Annotated in this window: 23 protein-coding genes, 1 tRNA gene and 1 pseudogene; 12 read left to right on the top strand and 13 right to left on the bottom strand. The window is 69.3% G+C overall.

Features of this window, described 5'->3' with window-relative positions:
* Nucleotides 1-54: 54 nt before the first annotated feature.
* The gene (locus AC5RUK_RS03255; RefSeq protein WP_494151356.1) at nt 55-840 is read right to left on the bottom strand and encodes a TetR/AcrR family transcriptional regulator; all 786 of its coding nucleotides are present in this window, start codon (nt 838-840) and stop codon (nt 55-57) included.
* Between the two features lie 78 nt (nt 841-918).
* On the opposite strand from AC5RUK_RS03255, the gene AC5RUK_RS03250 reads away from it, so the two are divergent.
* Genes AC5RUK_RS03250 through AC5RUK_RS03240 form a run of 3 tightly spaced genes read left to right on the top strand, consistent with a single transcriptional unit; the run spans nt 919 to nt 4489 of the window.
* Nucleotides 919-2256: an acetyl-CoA C-acetyltransferase gene (locus AC5RUK_RS03250; RefSeq protein WP_494151355.1), complete on the top strand. Its 1338-nt coding sequence runs from the start codon at nt 919-921 to the stop codon at nt 2254-2256.
* The gene (locus AC5RUK_RS03245) at nt 2256-3596 is read left to right on the top strand and encodes a 3-oxoacyl-ACP reductase (protein ID WP_494151354.1); all 1341 of its coding nucleotides are present in this window, start codon (nt 2256-2258) and stop codon (nt 3594-3596) included. The genes AC5RUK_RS03250 and AC5RUK_RS03245 overlap by 1 nt, the downstream gene beginning before the upstream one ends.
* On the top strand, nt 3593-4489 hold the full coding sequence (locus AC5RUK_RS03240; RefSeq protein WP_493987238.1) for a MaoC family dehydratase: 897 nt from the start codon (nt 3593-3595) through the stop codon (nt 4487-4489). The genes AC5RUK_RS03245 and AC5RUK_RS03240 overlap by 4 nt, the downstream gene beginning before the upstream one ends.
* Here the strand turns inward: AC5RUK_RS03240 and AC5RUK_RS03235 are convergent.
* Nucleotides 4458-5105: pseudogene (locus tag AC5RUK_RS03235) on the bottom strand (DUF6596 domain-containing protein); the annotation flags it as partial. The gene AC5RUK_RS03240 and the pseudogene AC5RUK_RS03235 sit on opposite strands and share 32 nt — an antisense overlap.
* 34 nt (nt 5106-5139) lie before the next feature.
* Nucleotides 5140-5583 carry a YciI family protein gene (locus AC5RUK_RS03230; RefSeq protein WP_494151353.1) on the bottom strand — a complete coding sequence of 148 codons (444 nt, stop codon included), beginning with the start codon at nt 5581-5583 and terminating at the stop codon, nt 5140-5142.
* Between the two features lie 153 nt (nt 5584-5736).
* On the opposite strand from AC5RUK_RS03230, the gene AC5RUK_RS03225 reads away from it, so the two are divergent.
* On the top strand, nt 5737-6966 hold the full coding sequence (locus AC5RUK_RS03225; RefSeq protein ID WP_494151352.1) for a kynureninase: 1230 nt from the start codon (nt 5737-5739) through the stop codon (nt 6964-6966).
* On the opposite strand, the gene AC5RUK_RS03220 is transcribed toward AC5RUK_RS03225, so the two are convergent.
* The 5 genes from AC5RUK_RS03220 to AC5RUK_RS03200 form a co-directional block, all read right to left on the bottom strand.
* A complete protein-coding gene (locus tag AC5RUK_RS03220) occupies nt 6963-7475 on the bottom strand; it encodes a GNAT family N-acetyltransferase (RefSeq protein WP_494151351.1) in 513 nt (170 codons plus the stop codon). The two genes, AC5RUK_RS03225 and AC5RUK_RS03220, sit on opposite strands and share 4 nt — an antisense overlap.
* Nucleotides 7476-7534: 59 nt before the next feature.
* Nucleotides 7535-8767, bottom strand: a complete 1233-nt coding sequence (gene mshA, locus AC5RUK_RS03215) for a D-inositol-3-phosphate glycosyltransferase (protein WP_494151350.1) — start codon at nt 8765-8767, stop codon at nt 7535-7537.
* Between the two features lie 117 nt (nt 8768-8884).
* The gene (locus AC5RUK_RS03210; RefSeq protein ID WP_494151349.1) at nt 8885-10132 is read right to left on the bottom strand and encodes an FAD-dependent oxidoreductase; all 1248 of its coding nucleotides are present in this window, start codon (nt 10130-10132) and stop codon (nt 8885-8887) included.
* Nucleotides 10125-10850: a class I SAM-dependent methyltransferase gene (locus AC5RUK_RS03205; protein WP_494151348.1), complete on the bottom strand. Its 726-nt coding sequence runs from the start codon at nt 10848-10850 to the stop codon at nt 10125-10127. The genes AC5RUK_RS03210 and AC5RUK_RS03205 overlap by 8 nt, the downstream gene beginning before the upstream one ends.
* 17 nt (nt 10851-10867) lie before the next feature.
* Nucleotides 10868-12043 carry a type III polyketide synthase gene (locus AC5RUK_RS03200; protein WP_494151347.1) on the bottom strand — a complete coding sequence of 392 codons (1176 nt, stop codon included), beginning with the start codon at nt 12041-12043 and terminating at the stop codon, nt 10868-10870.
* 131 nt (nt 12044-12174) lie between these two features.
* Between AC5RUK_RS03200 and AC5RUK_RS03195 the strand changes: the two genes are divergently transcribed.
* Nucleotides 12175-12681: a hypothetical protein gene (locus AC5RUK_RS03195; protein ID WP_493987229.1), complete on the top strand. Its 507-nt coding sequence runs from the start codon at nt 12175-12177 to the stop codon at nt 12679-12681.
* 27 nt (nt 12682-12708) lie between these two features.
* On the opposite strand, the gene AC5RUK_RS03190 is transcribed toward AC5RUK_RS03195, so the two are convergent.
* Nucleotides 12709-13260, bottom strand: a complete 552-nt coding sequence (locus AC5RUK_RS03190; RefSeq protein WP_493987228.1) for a flavin reductase family protein — start codon at nt 13258-13260, stop codon at nt 12709-12711.
* Between the two features lie 122 nt (nt 13261-13382).
* On the opposite strand from AC5RUK_RS03190, the gene AC5RUK_RS03185 reads away from it, so the two are divergent.
* Together AC5RUK_RS03185 and AC5RUK_RS03180 are read left to right on the top strand one after the other, a co-directional pair.
* Nucleotides 13383-15206 (top strand): thiamine pyrophosphate-requiring protein, encoded by a 1824-nt coding sequence (locus tag AC5RUK_RS03185; RefSeq protein ID WP_494151346.1) that lies wholly within the window; start codon nt 13383-13385, stop codon nt 15204-15206.
* Between the two features lie 16 nt (nt 15207-15222).
* Nucleotides 15223-15849 (top strand): DNA alkylation repair protein, encoded by a 627-nt coding sequence (locus AC5RUK_RS03180; RefSeq protein WP_493987226.1) that lies wholly within the window; start codon nt 15223-15225, stop codon nt 15847-15849.
* Nucleotides 15850-15929: 80 nt separating this feature from the next.
* On the opposite strand, the gene AC5RUK_RS03175 is transcribed toward AC5RUK_RS03180, so the two are convergent.
* A tRNA-Leu gene (locus AC5RUK_RS03175) sits at nt 15930-16013 on the bottom strand.
* 239 nt (nt 16014-16252) lie between these two features.
* Here AC5RUK_RS03175 and AC5RUK_RS03170 point away from each other — a divergent pair.
* Nucleotides 16253-17557: a M20/M25/M40 family metallo-hydrolase gene (locus AC5RUK_RS03170; protein ID WP_494151345.1), complete on the top strand. Its 1305-nt coding sequence runs from the start codon at nt 16253-16255 to the stop codon at nt 17555-17557.
* 48 nt (nt 17558-17605) lie between these two features.
* Nucleotides 17606-18763: an acyl-CoA dehydrogenase family protein gene (locus AC5RUK_RS03165; protein WP_494151344.1), complete on the top strand. Its 1158-nt coding sequence runs from the start codon at nt 17606-17608 to the stop codon at nt 18761-18763.
* A gap of 27 nt (nt 18764-18790) precedes the next feature.
* Here AC5RUK_RS03165 and AC5RUK_RS03160 read toward each other — a convergent pair whose 3' ends face one another.
* Nucleotides 18791-19024, bottom strand: coding sequence for a DUF5703 family protein (locus AC5RUK_RS03160; protein ID WP_493978464.1), 234 nt, complete (start codon nt 19022-19024; stop codon nt 18791-18793).
* Between the two features lie 52 nt (nt 19025-19076).
* Here AC5RUK_RS03160 and AC5RUK_RS03155 point away from each other — a divergent pair, with 52 nt between their 5' ends.
* Entirely contained in the window at nt 19077-19355 is a 279-nt protein-coding gene (locus AC5RUK_RS03155; protein ID WP_493987223.1) for a hypothetical protein, read from the top strand.
* Between the two features lie 7 nt (nt 19356-19362).
* On the opposite strand, the gene AC5RUK_RS03150 is transcribed toward AC5RUK_RS03155, so the two are convergent.
* Nucleotides 19363-20298, bottom strand: coding sequence for an aldo/keto reductase (locus AC5RUK_RS03150; protein ID WP_493987222.1), 936 nt, complete (start codon nt 20296-20298; stop codon nt 19363-19365).
* A gap of 131 nt (nt 20299-20429) precedes the next feature.
* Here AC5RUK_RS03150 and AC5RUK_RS03145 point away from each other — a divergent pair, with 131 nt between their 5' ends.
* Nucleotides 20430-21254, top strand: a complete 825-nt coding sequence (locus AC5RUK_RS03145) for an undecaprenyl-diphosphate phosphatase (protein WP_494151343.1) — start codon at nt 20430-20432, stop codon at nt 21252-21254.
* Nucleotides 21255-21364: 110 nt separating this feature from the next.
* Nucleotides 21365-22627 carry a cysteine--1-D-myo-inosityl 2-amino-2-deoxy-alpha-D-glucopyranoside ligase gene (mshC, locus tag AC5RUK_RS03140; RefSeq protein WP_494108968.1) on the top strand — a complete coding sequence of 421 codons (1263 nt, stop codon included), beginning with the start codon at nt 21365-21367 and terminating at the stop codon, nt 22625-22627.
* Between the two features lie 123 nt (nt 22628-22750).
* Here the strand turns inward: mshC and AC5RUK_RS03135 are convergent, their stop codons facing one another.
* Nucleotides 22751-23611: a PAC2 family protein gene (locus tag AC5RUK_RS03135; RefSeq protein WP_494108999.1), complete on the bottom strand. Its 861-nt coding sequence runs from the start codon at nt 23609-23611 to the stop codon at nt 22751-22753.
* Nucleotides 23612-23781: the final 170 nt, after the last annotated feature.

Raw genomic sequence — 23781 nt, 5'->3', positions numbered from 1 at the left:
TTGTCAGGTGTTAGTCAGGTGGCCGGGCGGCCGGGCGGCCTGGTGCAGGCCGGTTCAGCCCTTGCCGGTGGTCGTGTCGGCCCGGCCAGGATGCCCGGAGCCAGCTGCGGGAGCGCTGTGGCCCGGGGCGACGCCGCCCAGCAGCCATTGGGTGAGCAGGCCCGTCATGAGCTCGCGGCTCGGTTTGGTTTCATCGTCGGGAGCCGCCAGCCAGCATTCCCCGGCGGCCCGCACCATGCCGATGGCGGCGCGGGGCCAGTAGGATGCGGCAGTCAGTTCTGCGGCACTGCCCGCTGCCGCGGCCAGATGGCCGCGCAGGGGCGCCTCGATCATGGCGGTGACGTTGGCGAAAAAGTCGTGGAGGACGGCGGAACTTCCGTCCTCGGGTGCGGCGTCCGGCCGGGCCCCCTTCGCGCCTGGCTGCTGCGCAACCGGTGGCTCGGACGGTGCGTTGCGGGTGACGAACGCGTACACGTGCGGCGAGGATTCGGCCATCTGCAGGTAGACCGAAACCATGGCGTGCAGGCCTTCCCGGGCTGTAGTCGCGGTCGCGGCGGCCTCCTGGAGCCGGGCCTGCATCCGGCCGATTACCACCTCGCCCATGGCCTGCTGCAGCCCCGCCTTGTCGCCGAAGTAGCGGTAGAAGACGGGCTTGGACGTCCCGGCCGCTGCCGCGATCTCCTCCATGGAAGCATCGGGGCCAAGCCGGTGCACCGCGTGGCGCGCAGCCCGGATCAGCTCCCGGCGGCGTTCCGTCCGGTGACGGTCCCAGCGGGCGGAGCGGCCGTCCGCCGGCGTCGCCGGATTCGATGCGGCCTGGCGGCCTGTGATGGTGTTCACGTAACTCAGCGTATCAGGTACGCTTGGTTACGGTAACTGTCTTTGTTCCGTTCCGCCCCAACCACGAGGAGAGCCCACATGGCCACTTCACCTGACGCCACCGGCACCCGCTCCGCCAACGGACTGCGCAGGGCAGTAGTCGTCGGCGGCAACCGCATTCCCTTTGCCCGCGCGAACGGAGCCTACACGCAGGCAAGCAACCAGGACATGCTCACCGCGGCCTTGGACGGGCTGGTGGCACGGTTCGGGCTGCAGGACGAACGCATCGGCGAGGTGGCCGCCGGCGCAGTCCTCAAGCACTCGCGCGACTTCAACCTCACCCGCGAGGCGGTGCTCGGTTCCGCGCTTTCGCCTCAAACGCCGGCCTACGACCTGCAGCAGGCGTGCGCCACCGGTCTGGAAACCGTGATGGGCCTGGCCAACAAGATCAAACTGGGGCAAATCGACTCCGCCATCGCCGGCGGCGTGGACTCTGCCTCCGACGCACCGATCGCGGTCAGCGAAGGACTCCGGGCAGTACTCCTGGAACTGAACCGCGCCAAGAGCATGCAGCAGAAGCTGACCGCCGTCGCCAAGTTGCGTCCCAAGGACCTGGCGCCCAACGCGCCGGGCACGGCCGAGCCGCGGACCGGGCTGTCGATGGGCGAGCACCAGGCGCTGACCACCGCCGCCTGGAACATCACCCGCGACGCGCAGGACGAACTCGCCCTGGCCAGCCACCACAACCTGGCGGCAGCGTACGAGCGCGGGTTCTTCGATGACCTCATGACGCCCTACCGCGGCCTGGCCAAGGACTCCAACCTGCGCGCCGACACCACCCTGGAGAAGCTGGGCAAGCTGCAGCCGGTGTTTGGCAAGAACCTAGGCGCCGAGGCGACCATGACCGCCGGCAACTCCACGCCGCTGACCGACGGCGCTTCCACCGTGCTGCTCAGCTCGGAAGAATACGCCCGGAGCAATGACCTGCCGGTGCTGGCAGAGGTGGTGGACTCCGAAGCCGCGGCCGTAGATTTTGTGCACGGCAAGGAAGGACTGCTGATGGCGCCGGCCTACGCCGTGCCCCGGCTGCTGGCCCGGCAGGCCCTGACCTTCGCCGACTTCGATTTCTTCGAGATCCACGAGGCCTTCGCCGGAACCGTGCTGTGCCACCTGGCGGCGTGGGAAAGCGAGGAGTTCTGCCGCAACAAACTGGGCCTCGAGAAGCCCCTGGGCGCCATCGACCGCACCCGCCTCAACATCAACGGCTCCTCGCTGGCCACCGGCCACCCGTTTGCGGCGACCGGCGGGCGGCTGGTGGCCAGCCTGGCCAAGATGCTGCGCGAGAAGGCCGACGCCGAGTCCCGCACCACCCGCGGCCTGATTTCCGTCTGCGCCGCTGGCGGCATGGGCGTCGTCGCCATCCTGGAGGCGAACTGATGGCCGACCGGTACCTGGATTTGGTTAATGCCGGACCGGTGAAGAGCCTGGCCAAGAAGCTGGGGCTGCCGCAGCCTGCCGTCCTGCGGCGCTACCGGCCCGGCGCACCGTTGCTGCCCGGACCTGTCCTGGTGCTCGGTGCGGGCGCCGGCGCCGACACCGTGGCCAAGGAAATGCTCGGGTGGGACCTGGACGTCCGCCGGCATGCGGCACCGAAGGAACCCCTCGGCGGCATCGTGCTGGTGCTCGACGAACTGGCCGCGCCCGAGGACCTTTCGGGTCCGATGCTCGGCGCCGGCGCCAGCCTGCGGGATCTGGCGCCGGGCGGCCGCGTCATCACCGTCTCCCGCCCTGCCGACGGCGCCGCCCGGCCTGCGCAGGCCGCCGCCCGCCAAGCCGTGGACGGGGCGTTGCGGTCGCTGGCGCACGAGCTGCGCGGCGGTGCCACCGCCAATGGCATCCTCCTCGGGGAAGGCGTTGACGCCGGTGCGCCGGCCGTCCTCGGGCCCCTGCGTTTCCTGCTCTCGGCCCGGAGCGCCTACGTCAATGGCCAGTTCCTGCTGGTTGACTCCGACGAGGGCTTGCTCCCCGCGGATCCGGACCGTCCGCTGGCCGGCAAGGTCGCCGTTGTCACCGGCGCCGCGCGCGGCATTGGCGCCGCCATCGCCGAGACCCTGCACCGCGACGGCGCACAGCTCATCGTCGTCGATGTCCCCGCGGCCGGGGAACAGCTGGCACAGGTCGCGAACCGGGTGGGCGGCACCGCCCTGCAGCTGGACATCACCGCGGCCGATGCCGGCGCGAAGATCGCCGCCCACGCCGTGGAGCGGCACCACGGACTGGACATCGTGATCCACAATGCCGGCATCACCCGGGACAAACTGCTGGCCAACATGGATCAGGCCAAATGGGACTCCGTGATCGCCGTCAACCTCTCGTCCCAGCTGAGGATGAACGGGCAGCTGTTGGCCTCCGGCGCCTTCCGCGGGCGGCCGCGCCTGGTTTCGCTGGCCTCTGTCAGCGGCATTGCGGGCAACCGCGGGCAGACCAATTACGCTGCGTCCAAGGCGGGAATCATCGGCATGGTCCGGGCATCGGCTGCCGAACTCGCGGAGGCCGGAGGCAGCATCAACGCCGTCGCGCCGGGGTTCATCGAGACGGACATGACCGCCCGGATGCCGTTCGTGACCCGGGAAGTGGCACGCCGGCTCTCCTCTCTGCAACAGGGCGGACAGCCGCGCGACGTCGCCGAGGCCGTCTCCTTCCTGGCCAGCGATGCCGCGGGCGGCATCAACGGGCAGACCCTGCGGGTCTGCGGGCAAAGCATGGTCGGCGCATGAACGAGGTGATCCTGGGGGAGATGCCCACGCTCTCGCGCCTCTACCTGACGGCCGCGTCGACTGCCGCACGGCACAAGCTTGGCGTCGGCCAGCACACCGAGCAGGTCCCGCCGGTACGGCATACCCTGGACGGGGTGCAGATCACGCCCGAGCGGATCAGCGGGTTCCAGCAGCTGGTCCACGGGACGGTCCGGGACACCTTACCCTCCGTGTTCCTGCACTCGGTCGCGTTCCCCGTGGCCATGAGCGTGATGACGCGGCCGGACTTTCCGCTGCCGCTGCTCGGCATGGTCCACCTGGCCAACCGGGTGCGGCATTTGCGGCCGGTCCACTTCGCCGAGCCCCTGACCGTGACCGCTTGGGCCGAGGGTCTCCGCGGCCACCACGCGGGTACGCAGGTCGAACTGCATACCCGGATCGAGGCCGGCGGCGACGCCGTATGGGAAGGCGTCTCGGACTACCTGGCCAAGGCGGTCTACCTGCCCGGGCTGGACAAGGCGGCCCGGCCGGAACGCGTCGATTTCACGCCGCCGCAGCCGACGGCCCGCTGGCGGCTCGGGCCGGAGGCCGGGCGCGAGTACGCCGGAGTCTCCGGTGACTTCAACCCGATCCACCTGAGCGCGGTATCCGCCAAAATGCTGGGGCTCAAGCGGTCCATCGCCCACGGCATGTACCTGGCGTCCCGGGTCCTGACCAGTGTGGAAGCAACGGCCAGCGAACCCTTCAGCTGGCGCATCGACTTCGCCGCGCCGGTCTTCCTGCCCGCCACGGTGGGCGTCAGGATCCATGACACGGAACGCAACGGGTCGTGGGAGGCTTCCGAGTTCACCGGCTGGGGGGAGCGCAGCCACCGGCTGCACTTCACCGGCAGCGTCCACACACTCGCCGGCTGACCGGCGCCTGGTCGGACCGGTCAGGCGGTGGCGGCCCGGCGTTCGAGTACCTCCCGTTCGCATTCTTCGCCAGGGCGGCGGCAGCGGCGAACTCGGCGCGGGCCTCGTCCGCCCGGTCGAGCCGGGCCAGCAGCTCGCCGCGGACGCTGGGGAGCAGGTGGGAGCCGCTCAGGGCGCCCTCCGAGACCAGGCGGTCCACGATGGCCAGGGCCGTGGCGGGCCCGGTGGCCATGGACACGGCCACAGCACGGTTGAGCTCCACCACCGGGCTCGGCGCCACCCGGCCAAGCGCCTCGTAGAGCAGCACGATCTGCGCCCAGTCGATGCCGGCGACGCTTGGTGCGGCCGCATGGCATTCGGCGATGGCTGCCTGCAGGGCGTAGCTGCCCCGGCCCCGGCCCAGCGCGTCGGCCCTGGCCAGTGCGGCGCGGCCGCGTTCAATCTGGGCGCGGTCCCAACGCGTCCGGTCCTGGTCGGCGAGCAGGACCGGACTGCCGTCGGACCGGGTGCGGGCGCCGAAACGCGAGGCCTGGAACTCCATGAGGGCCACCAGCGCGTGCGCTTCGGGCTCCCGGGGCACCAGTGAAACCAGGACGCGTCCGATCCGCAGGGCTTCGCCCCCATCACCCCGGGCTCCTGCGCTCCGGCGGTCAGGCGTTCTCCGAGCGGAGCTTCGCCTCTTCCTCGCGCCATCCTTCTTCCTTCCGGATGTACTCGTTGTCGGCAAACTCCGCGAAATCGGCGGCCTCGGTCACGCGGCGGACCTCCAGCTTCGAGCCCGGTCCCAGCGGGCAGCGGCTGGCCCACTCCGCGGCTTCCTCCTTGGATGCCACCTGGACAATCCAGAAACCGTTGAACAGCTCGTGGGTCTCGCCGTACGGGCCGTCGGTCACGATCGGCGGTTCCTCCGAGAAGTCCACAACGAAGCCGCTGCCGTCGGAAAGATCCGCCAGACCCTCTCCCGCCAGCATGACGCCGGCGTTGATCATCGCATCGTTGTAGGCGCCCATTTTGTTGATCATTTCTTCGAACGGCATGGATTTGGACGCCTCAAGGGCTTCATCCGTGGACCGCATGATGAACATGTACTTCATGGCTTTCTCCTTCTGAGTACGAGGACGCGGGCGTGCGCCTTCTACTATGCCGTCGAACGGCGGGGGTGGATATCGACAGCCACGGAGTATTTTTTTCGGAATCTTCGCGCCGCGGTTCGGCGGCGCCGCGGCAGCCGCCTCTATGCTTGCCGTATGACCAACGACGATCAGTTGCGTGACCGCGCCCGGATGCTCGACGCCGCAGACCCGCTGGGCGGATACCGTACCCGGTTTCTGGGCCACGACGACGGCTCCGTCGTGGCCTACCTGGACGGCAATTCGCTGGGCCGGCCGCTGGCCGCCAGCGTCGAGCGTGTCCGGGACGTCATGACGCGGCAGTGGGGCGGCCGGCTGATCCGTGCCTGGGACGAGGTCTGGCTCCAGTTGCCGGAGCAGATCGGCGACGAGCTCGGACGGGTCGTGCTGGGCGCCGCCCCCGGCCAATGCGTGGTCGCGGACTCCACCACGGTGCTGCTGTACAAACTGGCCCGCGCCGCGATCGCCGCCCGCCCGGGCCGCCGGCGCATCCTGGTGGACCGGGACAATTTCCCCTCCGACCGCTTCATCGTGGAAGGCATCGCCGCCGAGTGCGGGCTGGAGCTGGACTGGCTCGAGCCCCCGCACGCCGGGGGAGTGACGGCCGAAGCGGTCCGGGCCGTCGTCGGACCCGACACCGCGCTCGTCCTGCTCAGCCACGTGGCCTACCGCTCCGGCTATGTTGCGGACATCCCGGCCATCACTGCCGCGGCGCACGACGCCGGTGCCCTCGTTTTGTGGGATCTGTGCCATTCCGCCGGGGTGCTGCCCGTGGAACTGGACCGCTGGGGCGTTGACCTGGCCGCCGGCTGCAGCTACAAGTACCTTAACGGCGGGCCAGGCGCCCCGGCCTGGGCCTACGTGCGGACCGAGCACCAGCACTTCAGCCAGCCGATCCAAGGCTGGCTGGGCAGCGCAAAACCCTTCGAGATGGGTCAGGGGTACCAGCCGGCCGGCGGCATCCGCCGGTTCACGTCGGGTACTCCGCCGATCATCGGCATGACCGCCCTGCAGGACATGGTCGCCCTGATCGACGAGGCCGGGCTGGCAGCGGTCCGGGAGAAGTCGATCGCCCTGACCGGGTTTGCCGTCGAAGCCGTGCAGGAGGCGTTGGGCGGGTTCGGCGTCGCCATCGCCTCGCCGCTCGATCCGGCCGAACGCGGCGGCCACGTCACCATCGACCACCCGGACTTCAAGCAGGTCACCGGCAGGCTCTGGGAGCAGGGCGTGATACCGGACTTCCGCGAGCCCGACGGCCTCCGGCTGGGGCTCTCGCCGCTGTCCACCAGCTTCCAGGAAGTGTGGCGCGGCATCGCCGCCATTCGCGCCGAGCTGGAACGGGTCTAACCGCCCCGCCTGACCATCCGGATCTCGTGCAGGCCCTCCCACAGGCCGGTCAGCGGCTCGCGGCGCCCGTCCGGACTGAATCCGTTCTTGCGGTAGAACGCCTGGGCGCGCGGGTTGTCCTCGAGGACCCAGAGCAGCGCCGGCCCGCCACCGATCGCCGCCTCCAGCAGCCGCTGCCCGAGCCCGGTCCCGTGGGCCTCCGCCAGCACATAGAGCATCTGCAGTTCGTGCGGCACTCCGGCGTCGGCGTCGTCGTCCTGCACGGGGCCGCCGCCCGAGCAGCCGGTGATCCGCCCGCCGGGATCTTCGGCCACCCACAGCTCGGCGCCAGCCGCCAGCCCGCGCGTCCACCAGTCGATCTGCTGCTCCCGCCGGTCCTCTTCGGCGGCGAAGAAGCTGTCGGGACGCTGGGCTGCGTAGGTTTCCCGCCAGGCGGCGAGCTTCATGTCGAGCGTGGCGGGGATGTCGTCGCGGGTGGCGCGGCGGATGCGGAAATCATGAAGTGGCACCCATGAATCCTAGCCGTGCGGCTGCCCGATCCCTTGTCCCGCCGGCCCCGTACAGGCCCTCAGCGGCGGAAGTGGTCGACCGCCAGCTGGTAGCTGTGCGCCGTCAGCGCGGCGGTCTGCTCCCAGCCGAAGGACGAGGCGTGCACCGCCGCATTTGCGCCGAGGCGCTGGCGGAACTCCGGATATTCATGCAGCTCGCGGAGGGCACCCGCCCACCGGGCTGGGTCGTGACCATCCACCAGCAGGCCGGTGAGCCCGTGGCTGACCGCCACCGGCAGCCCGCCCACGTTGGTGGCAACGACGGGCGTACCGCACGCCTGCGCTTCCAAGGCGACCAAGCCGAAGGATTCGCTGAAGGACGGCACCGCCACCACATCGGCGCTGCGGAAGGTAGCCGCCAGTTCGCGCGGCTCCACCGGCGGCGAGAGCTCCACCATGTCATCCAGCCCCAGCTCCCTGGACAGCGCCGGCAGGTCCAGCCCTGCGGCTCCGCTGATCTCGCCGATGATGGACACCCGCAGCCGGATGTCGGGCCGTTGCCGGCGCAGTTCCGCCGCGGCGGCCAGCAACACCTGCGGTCCTTTCAGCACCTGGAGGCGGCCGGCGAACACCAGGTGGAAGGTATCCGGACCGATTCCCGCCGCCTCCCGGTCCGCGCGCCGGCCGTCGGGGCGGAAGGTGTGCAGGTCGACGCCGGGCGGGATCACGTCCACCGTCCCCTCGTCCGCGCCGTAGAGATCGACCAACTCGGCCGCCTCGGTCAGGGTGTTGGCGATCAGCCGGCCGGATCCGGAGGCTATGGCTTGTTCCCCGCGGATCCGGGAGTCCGGTTCGGGCGGTTCGCCGGGCTGCAGGTGCAGGTTCTTGACCAGCCCCATCGTGTGCATCGAATGCACCAGTGGAATGTGCCAGTCGTGTTGCAGCCGCAGCCCCACTGCGCCCGAGAGCCAATAGTGCGAGTGCAGCACGTCGTACCGTGCCCCGTCCTGCTGCGTGAACTGCCGCAGCGAGGCCTCCAGCGCGTCCAGCCGCTGCGGCAGGTCTTCCTTTGCCACCGTGTCGGCCGGGGCCCCGTCGAGGTGGATCACGCGGACTCCGGCGCGGGGATGTTCCACGGGTTCCTGCCCGTCATGCAGGGAGCGGGTGAAAACGTCGACGGCGGTGCCCAGCGCCGCCTGCTCACGCGCCAAGGCGCGCACATAGACGTTCATGCCGCCCGCATCGCCTCCACCGGGGAGGGCCAGCGGCGAGGTATGCAGCGACAGCACGGCGATGCGGTCCGCGCCGACCATGCCCACCTCCATACCGTGCCAGCCGGGACGTCTCCGGCCTGGGAAAATCGACGTGCTGCCGAATTTGTCTAGAGCCACTTTAGCCGTCCGGATAAGCCCCAGCCGCTTGATGACGGATCAGTGCATGGTGAAGCGGCTGGCCACCGTGTCCTGCACGCCGGGCACGCGGGTGAGCGTGCTGAACAGTCGGTTGCGGGCGGCGAGCACCGGCGCCGGCAGCGGCCGGCCCAAGGCCATGTTCAGGTGCGCCTGCCAGATGGCGGTGTTGGCGGCGCGCCGCCGGTCCGCCTCGAACCTGCGCAGCGCCGTGCCGGTCGGTTCGCCCGCCAGGGCTGCGGCCACGATCGGAGCCAAGGCGGCCGCGTCCAGCCAGCCCAGGTTCATGCCCTGCCCGCCGATCGGACTGACCTGGTGTGCTGCGTCGCCGATCAGCGCGATGCGCCCGGCTATCAGCCGCCGCGGCATCCGGGAGCTGACGGAGAAGGCGCTGAGCATGGAGCAGCTGCCGGGGTCCGGCCCGGTGCCGGTGCGCCGCGCGACCAGGGAGGCGAGGCCGCCCGCGGTCGGGTGGCTGACCACGCCGGGCATCCTGGCCACCCAGCGCCGGGTACCGCCGGGGAGCGGAAAGGATTCGACGATTCCGCCCGCCTCCAGATAGAGCACGGCGGTGCTGCCGTCGCCGGTGGTGTCGGCGAAGTCTCCCATCAGGTAGGCGTCGGGATACACCCGGGTCCGCACCCCGACGCCGAGTTGATGGCGCAAGGCGGAATATGCGCCGTCGGCCGCCACCACGAGCCTGGCCCGCACCGTGTCCACACCCGCTCCCGGGTCCGGACCCGCGCCCACGCCCGGCGCCGTGCCCATACCCGCTCCCACGCCCGCGCCCACGCGACAGGACAACGTCACGGCAGCTCCGTCGTCGTGCGCCGCCTGCACCGCCACCGCGCGCCGCAGGGCCCCGGGACGCAGCGCCTCCAGCTGTTCTTCCAGCAGCCGTTCGGTGATGACCTGCGGCACGGCCAGCACATAGGGATGCGCGTCGGGAATGGCATCAAACGACAGCGACGCGACTTCCCGGCCGCGGCTGCGGGCCACCCCCCGGCGGATGCGGACGCCGGCCGCCAACAGCTCCGGGCCCACTCCGGCGTCGTCGAGCACGGCCAAGGCCGGCGGATGGATCCCGATCGCTCGGGAGTGGCTGCTGCGTGCCCGGCGCCGCTCCAGGACCGCCACATCCACTCCGCGCCGGGCCAGCAGGATGCCCATTAACTGTCCCACCGGGCCGCCGCCGACCACCGCGACATCGAGCACGCGGTCCCCGAGCGCTTCGTCGGGCCGGCTCTCGGGGGGCGCTGCCTCAGGCATTGGTCTCATGTATCAACAGCTGCCGGAAGCGTGAATCAGGCAGCACCCGCCAGCCGGGCGGGACGGCGGCGCGCAACTCGTCCGGGGTGTAGCTGCGCCGGATGGAGGTCAACCCGTCCCGGCGGATGAAGGAGCGGTGAAAAAACGGCAGCGTCCCGGCGGCGAACAGCACGTACGCCGTCCGGCTGCGGATGATGTCGCTGTGCACTGCGAGGGTGCGGGACAACCGCTGCGAGTCGGCCAGCAACCCGGCCAGCTCGGGGGCGGACAGGTGGTGGAGCAAGTGGTTGGACACCACGGCGTCGAAGCTGCGTCCTTCGGCGACCAGCTCCGAGCTGAAGGCCTGCCGGAACTCCAGGCCGGGCGACTGCGGCCGGGACACGGCAAAGGCATGCGCGCGCGGGTCGGGATCGATGGCCGTGATCCGCAGGTCCAGGCCGTCCCGGGCCGCCAAGCGGGCGAGCAGCCGGGGAACGTCGCCGCCGCCGGAGCCGATATCCAGCAGGGTGGGGGCCTCGATGCCGGCCAGGCGCGGGCGAAGCAGGCGCCGGTAGATGCCGTGCCAACCGGAGACCGCCCGGTTGATCAGCGGAAACTGGGCATAGGTGCGCCGCAGCATGGCGGGATCGCAATCCGGCCTGTCCATTTCCTCCACGGCATCCGTGGCGCGGCGGGCCAGGAACGTTGACGCATTGCGTGCCGATGGGCGTGCGGCCACGGCGGTCCGTTCCCGCCCTACACCGCCGCTGCCGCGGGGACCTGGCGGGTCTGGAGGGTCGCGGCCGGCACGGTCTTGGTGAACAGCCCGGTTTCCACTGTCAGGCCCGGGCCGAACGCCATCGAGCAGATCCGCTCCTCGGCGGACCCGGCCGGCTGTTCCAGGATGTGCTTGAGCACAAACATCACGGTGGCGCTGGACATGTTCCCGTACCGCCGCAGCGTTTCCCGGGCCGGCACGAGCTGTTCCCCGGTCAGCTCCAGCTTGGCCTCGACCTTGTCCAGAATGCTGCGGCCGCCCGGGTGGATCGCCCAGTGTTCAATGTCGCGGTACGGTTTGGCGGCCAGGGCCGGTTCACGGGCCAAGAGGGGTTCAAGGGCGCCAACGATGTGATCGTCGATGATGTGCGGCACATAGGTCCCCAGGACCATTTCGAAGCCTTCGTCGCCGATGTTCCAGGCCATGGATTCCTCGCCAACCGGGGTCAGCACGGTTTCGAAGTGGTCCAGCCGGATGGCCGGTCCGGTCTCTGCCAGGCCGCGCGCGGTGATGATCGCGGCCGCCGCCCCGTCCGCGAACAGCGAGGACCCCACGATGGTGTCCGGGTCGTTGGACGTACGCACGTGCAGGGTGCAGAGTTCGGCCGATACCACCATCACCACGGCGTCCGGATCCGCGTCGCAGAACGACTTGGCCGCGCGCAGGGCGGGGAACGCCGCGTAGCAGCCCATGAAGCCAAGGTGGTAGCGCTGGACGGCAGGATTGAGCCCGAGTGCGCGCACGATCTTGTAGTCCGGGCCGGGGTTGAAGAAGCCGGTGCAGGAGACGGTGATGAGATGCGTGATGTCCGCCGGGCCGATCCCCTCGCAGGAGGCCAGCGCCTTGCCGGCGGCCTCGATGAACAGCGGGGTAGCCTTGTCCGCGAACACGTCGTTCCGCACCTTGGTGCTCGGCGAGAGCAGCCGCCGGGAATCGGCGTCGAAAAACACCGGGTTGTCCGTTCGCCTGGCCATCGTGAGTTCGTCGACGGCGGTGTACCGGGTGTCGATGCCTGACTGGTCGAACGATGTGGTCACCAGGCGCTGCCCCAGGCGCGTCAAGCCCGGCTGCGTGGAAAACACGTCCCGCACCTCCGACTGGATCAGGATGGTATCCGGAACAGCGGTTTCGAGGGACCTCAGCGTGACCGTCATAGTCCATTCATAGAGCAGGCGGCTGGGTAAGACAATGGACCGGCGGCCGGACGCCCGGCTGAACCGCAACGTCAGGCGGACGCGTCTTACCGGGTGATGGGCCATGCCTGGAACACAAGGAGCGGATCCCGGTGGAGTACGAAATCAATTCCCTGCCGCTGCACGTGCTCCTGGTCCACGCCACCGTCGTGTTCGTTCCGCTCGCCGCGCTGTGCGTTGCGCTCACCCTGCTCTGGCCGGCGGCGCGGCGCCGCCTGGGGATTGCCACCCCGCTGATCGCCCTGCTGGCCCTGGTGCTGGTGCCGGTCACCCAGCAGGCCGGCCATTGGTTGTTCCTGAGGATCGACCAGACGCCGCAGGCCGTCGAACACATGCGGTTGGGCGACATGATGCTGCCCTGGGTGGCCGGCCTTTTCGCCGCGGCGCTGGGGCTTTGGCTGTGGTTCCGCTACGGAACGACGGCGGCCGCCGCCTCGCGGCGCAAGCTAGGCGCCGGGTACCGCATCATCGCGGCGGTGGTCGCCGTTGCCGTGCTGGCCGTGTGTGCCGGCGCCACGGTGGCGGTGGTGCTGACCGGTGAATCCGGATCGCGGGCCGTCTGGGAAGGCGCCTATTCCGAGCCGCCGGCGCTGCCCTAGCTTGGCGCTCACGGGTCCGGCCCCCTCCTACCGGCCCAGGCGCTGGTAGGAGGAGGCGAAGTGGATGAGCGGATCGGCGCTTTCCGAACCGGCGGCGTCCCGGCCCATGGCCAGCACCTCGCCGACGATCAGCAGGTGGGTGGCCGCCGGGTGCACCGCCGTCGTCTTCAGCTCAAACCACGCCGGGGCTCCGGCGATCACCGCGGTACCGGTGGCAGGGCCGCGCCGGTACGGCACCTGGTTGAGCAGGCCTTCCACCGGATTGCCCGGGCTCGCCAGCCAGTTCGCCGTGCCCTGGTGCTGCGACGCCAGCAGGCTCAGGGCCCAGGTCCCCGAGTTGGCCACGGCGTCGCAAATCCTCGACTCCTCGAAGAGGCTGACCAGCATGGTGGGCGGATCGTAGGACACCGAGAGATAACCGCTGACGGTCGCCGCGTAGTCCCGGTTCCGCCATCGCGTCGACACCACCGCCACACCGGCAGCGATGTCGGCGCTCAGCGTGCGGTACAGGTCGATGTCCCGCTGAACCACCGCACCCTGCTGGATGGGATGGGCCGCCAGTTCTCCGTCCAGTTCCATGCCGCCATCCTTGCATGCCGGCCGCAGGGCGGCGGTAGGCTCCGGGAAGGGTTCAAAACGCCGGCAGCGGATGATAGGGATGAGAGACAGTAAGCACCCTGGCTATTGCGAGTGGAGTGGACATGGCCCAGCGGCTCGTTGCAGACCTTATCGTCGATCGGCTTCGCGCCTGGCGGGTCCCGCGGATCTTCGGCTACAGCGGGGACGGCATCAACACGTTCATGGGCGCGCTGCGGCGCGCGGGGACGATCGAATTCATCCAGGCCCGGCACGAGGAAAATGCCGCCTTCATGGCGGTGGGGCACGCCAAGTACACGGGCGGGGTGGGGGTGGTCACGGCCACCCAGGGCCCCGGTGCCGTGCACCTGCTCAACGGCCTGTACGACGCCAAACTGGACAGCGTTCCGGTCGTGGCCATCGTCGGGCAGCAGTCGCGCACCGCGCTCGGCTCCGGGTACATGCAGGAAGTGGATCTGGCCAACCTCACCAAGGACGTCGCCACCTTCCGGCAGCAGGTCAGCACCCCGGAGCAGGTTCCGCTGGTACTGGACCGGGCCTTCAAATCGGCCCTGTCCGGCCGCGGCCCCGCCGTGGTGATCATTCCGCACGACATCCAGAAACTGCCCGCTCCCGAACTCGAGCACACCCACGGCGTGGTGGCCACCGCGCCGATCTGGCGCCCCGCGCACGTGGTCCCGGACCCGGACGACCTGCGCGCCGCCGCGGACGTGCTCAACGCCGGGCAGCGGATTGCCCTGCTGGTGGGACAGGGAGCGCGGGACGCCCGCGGGCAGGTGGTGGCGGTGGCAGAGAAGCTCGGGGCCGGCATTGCCACCAGCCTGTTGGGCAAACCCTATGTGGACGAGTCGCTGCCCTTCGCGGCCGGAACGATGGGGCATCTGGGCACCGCCGCCAGCGGCCAATTGCTGGCAAACTGCGACACCTTGCTGATCGTTGGCTCCAATGATCCCTGGACAGAGTTCTACCCGCCGCCCGGCGCTGCCCGGGCGGTGCAGGTGGACAACGATTCCGGTGCCATCGGCAACCGGTATCCGGTCGAGGCGGCGCTCACCGGCGACGCCGCGACCACCTTGGAGTCGCTGCTGGCGCTGCTTGAGGACCGCCCGGCGGGCCCATGGCGGGCGCAGGTGGAGGGCTGGGTCCGGCAGTCGCGCGAGCTGTCGCGGCAGCGGGCGATGACCCCGGCTCAACCGGTCAACCCCGAACGGGTGGTCTCTGAGCTCAGCGAAAGATTTCCGCCGGACGGCCTGCTCGCCGTCGATGTAGGCAGTTCCGTTTACTGGTATGCCCGGCAGCTGCGGCTGCCGGCCGGCGCCCAGGCGCACCTCTCCAGCACCCTGGCAAGCATGGGCTGTTCCTTGCCGTACGGCATTGCCGCCAAGCTGGCCGCCCCGGAACGGGTTGTTGTCGCCCTCACCGGGGACGGGGCCATGCAGATGAGCGGCCTGGCCGAACTGATCACCGTCGGCCGGCTCTGGCAGCGGTGGATGGACCCGCGTTTTGTGGTCTGCGTGCTGAACAACCGGGAACTCGCCGAGGTGACCTGGGAACAGCGGGAGATGGAGGCCGAGCCGCGTTTCGCGGACAGCCAGGCCCTGCCCGATGTCGACTACGCGGGCTATGCACGCCTGCTGGGACTGCACGGGAAGCGGGTTGAGGACCCCGAGCAGCTCGGCACCGCGTGGGAGGAGGCACTGGCCGCCGACCGGCCGTATCTCATCGAGGTGCTCACCGATCCCGATGTTCCGCTCCTCCCGCCGTTCCCCGCCGGCCGGGAAAACGCCGAAACCATGCAGCGGTCACTGGACCAGGAAGGCCCGGCCGCCGACGGCGCGAAGGACCTCTTGCGCACCTACACCGGGCAGGAAGAAGCCGGTAACGACCCGGCACCCGGGCAGGGGGAGTCCGGCCGGGACACCGAGTAAATGAAAGAATCAATGGATGAGTGCGGCGGCAGAATTCATCGACTTCACTCTGCAGCGGGAAGCCTCCTGGGAACGGGCGGAAGCGCAGAATGCGGCCGGCGAAGGATTGCGCTATTACGGTGCGTCGGTGGGCGCGGTCAGGGGTACGGTCCGGGACGCCGGGCGGAAGTTCCGGCCGCTCTCGCACGACGACGTAACCGCGCTCAGCTCCGAACTGTGGGCCCCGCCGGTCTTCGAGCGGCGCCTGGCCGCCGTGGTGCTGCTGCAGTCGAACCAAGGCCTCTTGCGGAGCTCGGACCTGACGCGGCTGGAAGGTTTCCTGCGGGACGCGCGCACGGCGGCCTTGGCGGACCCGCTCGCCGTTGACGTCGTCGGCCCCTTGATTCAGGGGCTGACCGGCCAGCCCCGCTCGCGCGGCGAAGCGATCCTCGATCGCTGGGCGGAAGAAGAGACTCCCTGGCTGCGCAGGGCTGCCCTCCTGGCACCTTTGCGGGCGGTGCGTGCCGGCCGGGGCGATACCGGCGCTTTCATCCGCCGGGCCCGTGCGGCGGAGGACGACGACAGCGGCATTGTCCGGGAGGCGGCCGCCGTGGTGCGCGCCGAATCGGCCGCGATCGGTCAGGGGTGGATGCCGTCTCCCTAGGGCGCGGCGGCCAGAGCCGCCCGGTGGCCTGCCGCGCTGCGAGGGCACAAAAAAGCCCCGGATTACCGGGGCTTTCTCTGTGCGCAGGAAGGGACTCGAACCCTCACCCTCAATAAGAGGACTAGCACCTCAAGCTAGCGCGTCTACCATTCCGCCACCCGCGCAGGTGGACTTTCGCAGGATCTCCGGAGGCCCTCAGGCGAACCGATTCCGTCGAAAGCAGCGAGAAAAACTCTAACATGTTTTGCCCGAACTGTTGAATCGTGCCCGCCGCCGGCCCGACGGCGCCGGCGGCGGGCACGGATCCGTCCGCGCCCTGCCGCGGCGCCTCCGCGGAACAACTGCTGCCTTCGGCCGCTCCCGCTCGTTAGGCTGGGAGAGACATCGATTTCGAGGAGCCTTCATGACTGTACCGAGCCCGCACGAAGAAGTGGTCGAGATCTGCCGGCAATTGATCCGGATCGACACCTCCAACTACGGCAGCAACGACGGGCCGGGGGAGAGGCTGGCCGCCGAGTATGCGGCCGGACTGCTGGAAGAGGCCGGACTGGCGACCGAAGTGTTCGAGTCCGCGCCGGGCCGGGCATCCGTCGTCACGAGGATGGCCGGCACGGACCCCTCGGCTCCGGCGCTGGTGGTGCACGGGCACCTCGACGTGGTGCCGGCACAAGCCGATGACTGGCAGGTGGATCCGTTCAGCGGCGAGGAGCGGGACGGCCTCATCTGGGGCCGGGGCGCCGTGGACATGAAGGACATGGACGCGATGATCCTCTCGGTGGCGCGGCACATGGCCCGCAGCGGCATCCAGCCGCGCCGGGACATCGTCTTCGCGTTCTTCGCCGACGAAGAGGCCGGCGGCACGTACGGGGCGCGCTGGGCGGTGGAGAACCGTCCCGAGCTTTTCGACGGCGCCACCGAAGCCATCTCGGAAGTGGGCGGCTTCTCGGCCACCATTGGCGGCCGCCGCGCCTACCTGCTCCAGACCGCGGAGAAGGGGATCGCGTGGCTGCGGCTCGCAGTCGCCGGCCGGGCCGGGCACGGTTCCCAGATCAACACGGACAACGCGGTGACCACGCTGGCGGCCGCCGTTGCCCGGATCGGGGCCCACCAGTGGCCGATCGAGCTGACGGACACCACCCGCCAATTCCTCGACGGCGTGACCGAGCTGACCGGCGTCGAATTCGATCCGGACAATCCGGAGATCCTGCTCAAGGAACTGGGCACCCTGGCCCGCTTTGTGGGCGCCACCCTGCAGAACACGTCCAACCCGACGGTGTTGAAGGCCGGCTACAAAGACAACGTGATCCCCGGCCTGGCCGAGGCGCGGATCGACGCGCGGACACTGCCCGGACAGGAAGAGCTGGTGCTGGCCACCATCCGCGAACTGGCCGGCCCCGATGTCCAGGTCAGCTACGTGCACCAGGACAGGTCGCTGGAGGTGCCGTTCGCCGGCAACCTGGTGGACGCCATGATCGACTCGCTCGCACATGAGGATCCTGACGCCGTGGTGCTGCCGTACACACTCTCCGGCGGGACGGACAACAAGGCGCTGGCCCGGCTGGGCATCACCGGCTACGGCTTCGCTCCGCTGCGGCTGCCCGACGACCTGGATTTCACCGGGATGTTCCACGGTGTGGACGAACGGGTTCCGGTGGAGTCGCTGCAATTCGGCACCCGCGTCCTGCAGCGCCTGCTTACCACCTACTGACTTCTTGGACGACCTGACTTCTTGGACGACGACGAAAGGACCACAGGCATGCCCGCCAGTGTTGAAGAACTGCTCCCGGACGACCTGCTCGAGACCATCAGGGGCCGGGCCGCAGGCTACGACGAAGCGAACAGCTTCTTCCATGAAGACTTCGCCGATCTCGTCGAGGCTGGCTACTTGAAAATGTTCGTCCCGGAGGAAGACGGGGGCCTGGGCTACACGCTGGAAGAGGTGGCCAGGGCGCAGATGCGGCTCGCCACTGCAGCGCCGGCCACGGCGCTGGCGGTCAACATGCACCTGGTCTGGACCGGCGTCGCCCGGGTCCTCAAGGCCCGCGGGGACGACTCCATGGACTACGTCCTGGCCGAGGCCGGCCGCGGCGAAGTCTTCGGCTTCGGCGTCTCCGAGGCCGGCAACGACCAGGTCCTCTTCGATTCGCGCACCGTCGCCGCACCCCGCGGGGACGGCGGTTATGAGTTCACCGGTACGAAGGTGTTCACCAGCCTCTCGCCCGCCTGGACGCGGCTCGGCGTCTTTGGCCGCGACGAGTCCGGCACCGAACCGCAGCTGGTGTGGGGGTTCATCGACCGGGACAAGCCCGGCTACCGGATCAAGGACGACTGGAACACCCTGGGCATGCGCGCCAGCCAGTCCAACACCACGGTGCTGGAAGGTGCGGTTGCCGCGCCGGAGAGGGTCTTTCGGAAACTGCCGGTGGGACCCCATCCGGATCCGTTGATCTTCGGCATCTTCGCGTGCTTCGAAATCCTGCTCTCGTCGGTCTACGCGGGGATCGGCACGCGCGCCCTGGACCTTGCGGTGGAAGCCGTGCACCGCCGTCGTTCGCTGAAAACGGGCAAGAGCTACGCGCAGGATCCGGACATCCGCTGGCGGGTGGCCGATGCCGCCCTGGCCATGGACGGGCTGTATCCGCAGCTGGCGTCCATTGCCCGCGACGTGGACACGCTGGCCGACCACGGCAAGTTCTGGTTCGCCAAACTGTCCGGCATCAAGATCAGGGCCACCGAGACCGCCAAGGACGTGGTGGAGAAGGCGGTACGCGTCTCCGGCGGCGGCGGATACTTCCGCGGCCGCGAACTGGAGCGGCTGTACCGCGACGTGTTGGCCGGGCTGTACCACCCCTCGGACGACGAGTCCGCGCACGGCACCGTGGCAACGGCCTGGCTGGGGCCGTTGGAGGACTGACGCGGGCCGCGCGCCGCCTGCCGGGGGTCAGGCGGTGCGTTCGACCTTGAGCACCCTGCGGCGGAGCCAGTACTTGCGGCTGCCGCCCAGGTACAGCCGGGTACGGACCAGATCCCACTTGCCGTACTCGGCGTGCTCGGTCAGCGCGCGGCGGGCTTCGCCCACGGATTCGTCTTTATTCACGGTCAGGACCAGGTATTCGTACTGCCGGGCGTAGTCGCGTTCGCGGGTGACGGCGGCACCCAGAAATTGTTCTCTCATTGCCCTCCTGTTCTCTTCACTTATTCTCCACATTGCGGCTAACGTCTACAGCATGAGCATTGATCCGCGCGTCGCACTTGAGTCATTGGTTTCCGCCCTGCAGGAGCATCTGGCCGCCGCCTCCAGCCGCCGGGGTGATGACGATCCTGCCGTGGAAGCAGCGTTCTCGTCCATCATGGAATCGTTCGAGACCTACGAGGACGCGCTCTACGATGCTTACGGCGAAGTGACGCCGCTGGTCATTTACGACGAGTCGGACGACGAGGCCCTGGACGAACCCGACGACGTGGTGGACCCGTTCGACGACGATCTGGAGATCGAAGAAAAGTAGCACGCGTTCAGGGCGTGGAAATCTCGTCCAGCGCTTGGGCGATCGCGGCGGGCAGGGCGTCCAGCGGAGCCCGCAGAATGTCTTCCAGCTGTGCGGGAGTGCGGGGCCCCACCACTGCCGTGCCGACGGCGGGCCGCTGCAGCACCCAGCTCAGCGCCAGGTCCAGCGGCCGCACGTCCAGGCCGCGCGCCGCCGTGGCCAGCGCATCCACGATCCGGGCCGGCCGGCCGCTCAGGTACGGCTCCACGTAGCGGGCGTGCTGCTCCGAGGCGGCCCGGGAATCGGCAGGTATGCCGGTACGGTACTTGCCGGTCAGGACGCCGCGCCCCAGCGGCGACCAGGCCATCAAGCCCGGCCCGAGGGCGCGGGCAGCCGGAATGACCTCGTGTTCGGGCCGGCGGTGCAGCAGCGAGTATTCGTTCTGCACCGCGACCAGCGGAACCGGGCTGGTCGAGACCGCACGGGCCAACTGCCAGCCCGAGTAGTTGGACACTCCCACGTAGCGGGCACGGCCCGACGACACCGCGTATTCGAGGGCCGACAGGGTTTCTTCCAACGGCGCCCCGCCGTCGTCCCAGAGATGGACCAGCCACAGGTCCAGGTAGTCCGTGCCCAGCCGCGCCAGGCTGGCGTCCAGGCTGCGCAGCATGGCGCCGCGCGATGTGTCCACCTCGCGCCGGCCCTCGCTGCGCGTCACGCCCGCCTTGGAGACCACCAGCACTTCCTGCCGGGGGACCAGCTCGCCCAGGAACGCGCCCAGCATGGCCTCGCTGCGGCCTTCGGCGTAGGGCGCGGCGGTGTCCAGCAGCGTGCCGCCGGCGTCCAGGTAGGCGCGCAGCATGGTGCCGGCCGCCTCCTCGTCCGTTTCCTCTCCCCACGTCATCGTTCCCAGCGACAGCTGCGGGACCTTCAGCCCGCTGTGACCCAAGCGATTGTGCTCCATAAAGCCAGCTTATGGCCTGCGGCGCCGCGCCCTTGGCAGCGGCCCGCCGTCCTCATGCCGTGGTCGGATCTTCGCCTCCGCGGCTGTGTCCGTTTCCGTTCCGCGGGCCTGCGTGCCATAAGGTCGAGGATGTGAATTGGCTAGAAGCAATCATCCTGGGGCTCGTGCAGGGCCTGACCGAGTTCCTCCCGATCTCGTCCAGCGCCCACCTGCGCATCGTCGGAGAGATCCTGCCCGGTGCCGCCGATCCCGGTGCTGCTTTTACCGCCATCACCCAGCTGGGCACGGAGACCGCCGTCGTCGTCTATTTTTGGCGCGATATCGTCAACATCATCAAGGCCTGGTTCGGCTCGCTCACCGGCAAGGTGGCGCGGAATGACCCGGACGCCCGGATGGGCTGGCTGGTGATCATCGGTTCGATCCCCATCGGCGTGCTCGGGCTGCTGTTCCAGGACCAGATCGAATCCACCTTCCGCAGCCTGTGGATCGTGGCCACCATGTTGATTGTCTTCGGCCTGTTCCTGGCCATCGCCGACTCCATCGGCCGCCAGACGCGCACGCTGGACAAGCTCACCTACAAGCACGGCATCCTGTACGGGCTGGCCCAGGCGCTGGCCCTGGTCCCGGGCGTCTCGCGCTCCGGCGGCACCATCACCGCCGGCCTGCTGATGGGCTACACCCGCGAGGCCGCCGCCCGGTATTCATTCCTGCTGGCGATTCCGGCGGTCTTCGCCTCGGGCCTGTACCAGCTGGCCAAGAGCTTCGGCGAACCCGGGCCGTACGGGCTGGGGGAGACCGCGCTGGCCACGGTGGTGGCCTTCGGCGTGGGCTTCGTGATCATCGGCTGGTTCTTGAAGTACGTGTCCACCCGCAGCTACCGGCTCTTCGTCTGGTACCGGATCGCCCTGGGCGCGCTGTTGTTCGTGCTGCTGGGCTTCGGAGTCATCAACGCCTGACCCGCGGGAATTTATCCGGCTCCTGCATCCTTGAATGTTAGGAGCGTAATTTACGACGGCGGCCCGCCCGCCATCTGCATCCGTTCGCCTCATCGGAAGGAAACTCAAGAGTGCTTGGTTGGAATGCCCGTGCCGTACCCGAAATCCCGGGCGGCAAAGACGAACTGACCATCCACGACACCTCCGTGGGGTCGCTGGTACGGCTTGAGCCGTCTTCCACGGGAAGCCTGTACGTCTGCGGCATCACCCCGTACGACGCCACCCACATGGGCCATGCCGCCACCTACGTGGCCTTCGACCTGCTCAACCGCTACTGGCGCGACGCCGGCCGCACCGTCAAGTACGTGCAGAATGTCACGGACATCGATGATCCGCTGCTGGAACGCGCCGAGGCCACCGGCATGGACTGGCAGCTGCTCGCGAAGGACCAGACCGAGCTGTTCCGCTCGGACATGGAAGAACTCAACGTCATCCCGCCCGAGGAGTACGTCGGGGCGGTGGAATCGATCGAGTGGATCGTTCCGGTGGTGGAGGACCTGCTGGCCCGCGGCCTCGCCTACCGCGTCCCCGGTACCGGCGGTGAGCCCGACGGCGACGTCTACTTCGACTCCGTTGCCGCCGCAGGACCTGGCTGGCACAGCGGCGCCACGTCCAGGCTGACCGAAGCCGAGATGCTGCCGCTCTTTGCCGAGCGCGGCGGCGATCCGGAGCGCCCGGGCAAGAAGCACCCGCTGGACGCGCTGTTGTGGCGCGTTGCCCGCGACGGGGAACCCGAGTGGCCCGGCGCCTCCCTCGGCGCCGGCCGCCCCGGCTGGCACATCGAGTGTTCGGTGATCGCGCGCAAATTCCTGCCGGAAACCTTCGACGTGCAGGCCGGCGGCTCGGACCTGAGCTTCCCGCATCACGAAATGAGCGCCGGGCACGCCTATGCCATGACGGGCAAGCCGCTGGCCAAGCACTTCGTGCACGCCGGGATGGTCGGGCTCGACGGCGAAAAGATGAGCAAGTCCAAGGGCAACCTCGTGCTCGTCTCGGCCCTGCGGGAGGCGGGCGTGGAACCGGCCGCGATCCGCACCGTGCTGCTGGGCCAGCATTACCGCAGCGACTGGTTCTGGACCGATGATCTGCTCCGCCAGGCGCAGGCACGGCTTTCTGCCTGGCGCGCCGCCGCCCCCTGCGTGCAGGCCGAACAGGTACCCGAGCTGGCGCAGCAAATCCGCCGGGCGCTCTCCAATGACCTCAACGCACCCGCTGCCCTGGCCGAAATCGACGGCTTCGCCGAGCACTCCCGCGAGCAGGCCGCCGGGCAGACCCGGGACGGCGCCGAACAGTTCGCGGCGCTGCTCGACGCGCTGCTGGGCATCCGGCTCTAGTTTCGCAGCAGCCGGAGCAGGAACAGCCACGCCGGCGGGGCGGGCAGCGACCCCAAGTGGCGACGAGGTCGACACGGGACTGCCGCCCCGGCCGCCGAGCGGTGGGCTGTTCCTGCCCGGGCGTTACTCTTTCCCGCGCTTCTTGAGGTAGCGCTCGAATTCGCGGGCGATGGATTCCCCGGTCGCTTCCGGCAGCTCGGCCGTGTCCTTGGCTTCCTCCAGCTGCCGCACATAGGCGGCGACTTCCGGATCCTCGGTGGCCAGTTCGTCCACGCCGCGCTCCCACGCTTCGGCTTCTTCGCTCAGGACCGACACTTCCAGCGGGACCTGCAGGATGTCCTCCAGCCGGTGCAGCAACGCCAGTTCCGCCTTGGGCGAGGGCGACTGTCCCACGTAGTGCGGCACCGCGGCCCAGACGGACATCGTGGGAATGCCGGCCAGTGAGGCGACATCGGACAACACCCCGACGATTCCGGTGGGGCCTTCGTATTGGCTGGATTCGGTATTCAGGGCGCGGCGGACGTCGTCGTCGTCGCTGGTGACCGTGACGGGGATGGGGCGCGTGTGCGGCACGTCGGCCAAGAGGGCGCCCACCAGGATGATGCAGTCCACGCCCAGCTCTTCGGCATGGGCCAACAGCTCCGCGGTGTAGGCACGCCAGCGGTAGGACGGCTCCACGCCGTGGACAAAGATGATGTCGAGCCGCGTGCCCGGGATGCTGCTGCGGGTCAGTTTCGTCGTCGGCCATTTGATCCGGCGTTCCCCGGAGCTGGTGCGGTGCACCACCGGCCGGGTGAACTGGAAATCGTAATAAAGGTCCGGGTCCACCGTGGCCACCTTGTGGCTGTCCCACAGCCGGCTCAGGTATTTGACGGCGTCCGTGGCGGCTTCGCCGGCGTCGTTCCAGCCCTCGAATGCCGCCAGCATCACGGTGTAACGCCGCGGTGTCTCGCCGGGCTTCGCCTGCGGGAACAGCAGGTGCAAACCGCGCTGCTCGCCGTCGCCTTCCGTGGGCAGGTCGCCACTGTCCTGAGTACTCACGGTTTCACCCTAATCCTCCCGGCACGGCTTGTCAGTGAGCCAACATTCGATTCGCGCAGAGCATAGCCGCCCGATTCGGCTGCATAAGCCCGTGCCGGCGGCCGTGCCGGGGC

The organism is Arthrobacter sp. Y3223065 (genome assembly GCF_059090885.1).
Note: the sequence above shows the minus strand (reverse complement) of the source record. Positions and strands in the feature narration are given on the sequence as shown.

Coding starts and splice junctions, on each gene's coding strand:
- AC5RUK_RS03250 (WP_494151355.1), top strand. CDS start 919: ATGGCCACTTCACCTGACGCCACCGGCACCCGCTCCGCCAACGGACTG.
- AC5RUK_RS03245 (WP_494151354.1), top strand. CDS start 2,256: ATGGCCGACCGGTACCTGGATTTGGTTAATGCCGGACCGGTGAAGAGC.
- AC5RUK_RS03240 (WP_493987238.1), top strand. CDS start 3,593: ATGAACGAGGTGATCCTGGGGGAGATGCCCACGCTCTCGCGCCTCTAC.
- AC5RUK_RS03230 (WP_494151353.1), bottom strand. CDS start 5,583: ATGAAGTACATGTTCATCATGCGGTCCACGGATGAAGCCCTTGAGGCG.
- AC5RUK_RS03225 (WP_494151352.1), top strand. CDS start 5,737: ATGACCAACGACGATCAGTTGCGTGACCGCGCCCGGATGCTCGACGCC.
- mshA (WP_494151350.1), bottom strand. CDS start 8,767: ATGGTCGGCGCGGACCGCATCGCCGTGCTGTCGCTGCATACCTCGCCG.
- AC5RUK_RS03210 (WP_494151349.1), bottom strand. CDS start 10,132: ATGCCTGAGGCAGCGCCCCCCGAGAGCCGGCCCGACGAAGCGCTCGGG.
- AC5RUK_RS03200 (WP_494151347.1), bottom strand. CDS start 12,043: ATGACGGTCACGCTGAGGTCCCTCGAAACCGCTGTTCCGGATACCATC.
- AC5RUK_RS03190 (WP_493987228.1), bottom strand. CDS start 13,260: ATGGAACTGGACGGAGAACTGGCGGCCCATCCCATCCAGCAGGGTGCG.
- AC5RUK_RS03185 (WP_494151346.1), top strand. CDS start 13,383: ATGGCCCAGCGGCTCGTTGCAGACCTTATCGTCGATCGGCTTCGCGCC.
- AC5RUK_RS03180 (WP_493987226.1), top strand. CDS start 15,223: ATGAGTGCGGCGGCAGAATTCATCGACTTCACTCTGCAGCGGGAAGCC.
- AC5RUK_RS03170 (WP_494151345.1), top strand. CDS start 16,253: ATGACTGTACCGAGCCCGCACGAAGAAGTGGTCGAGATCTGCCGGCAA.
- AC5RUK_RS03165 (WP_494151344.1), top strand. CDS start 17,606: ATGCCCGCCAGTGTTGAAGAACTGCTCCCGGACGACCTGCTCGAGACC.
- AC5RUK_RS03160 (WP_493978464.1), bottom strand. CDS start 19,024: ATGAGAGAACAATTTCTGGGTGCCGCCGTCACCCGCGAACGCGACTAC.
- AC5RUK_RS03155 (WP_493987223.1), top strand. CDS start 19,077: ATGAGCATTGATCCGCGCGTCGCACTTGAGTCATTGGTTTCCGCCCTG.
- AC5RUK_RS03150 (WP_493987222.1), bottom strand. CDS start 20,298: ATGGAGCACAATCGCTTGGGTCACAGCGGGCTGAAGGTCCCGCAGCTG.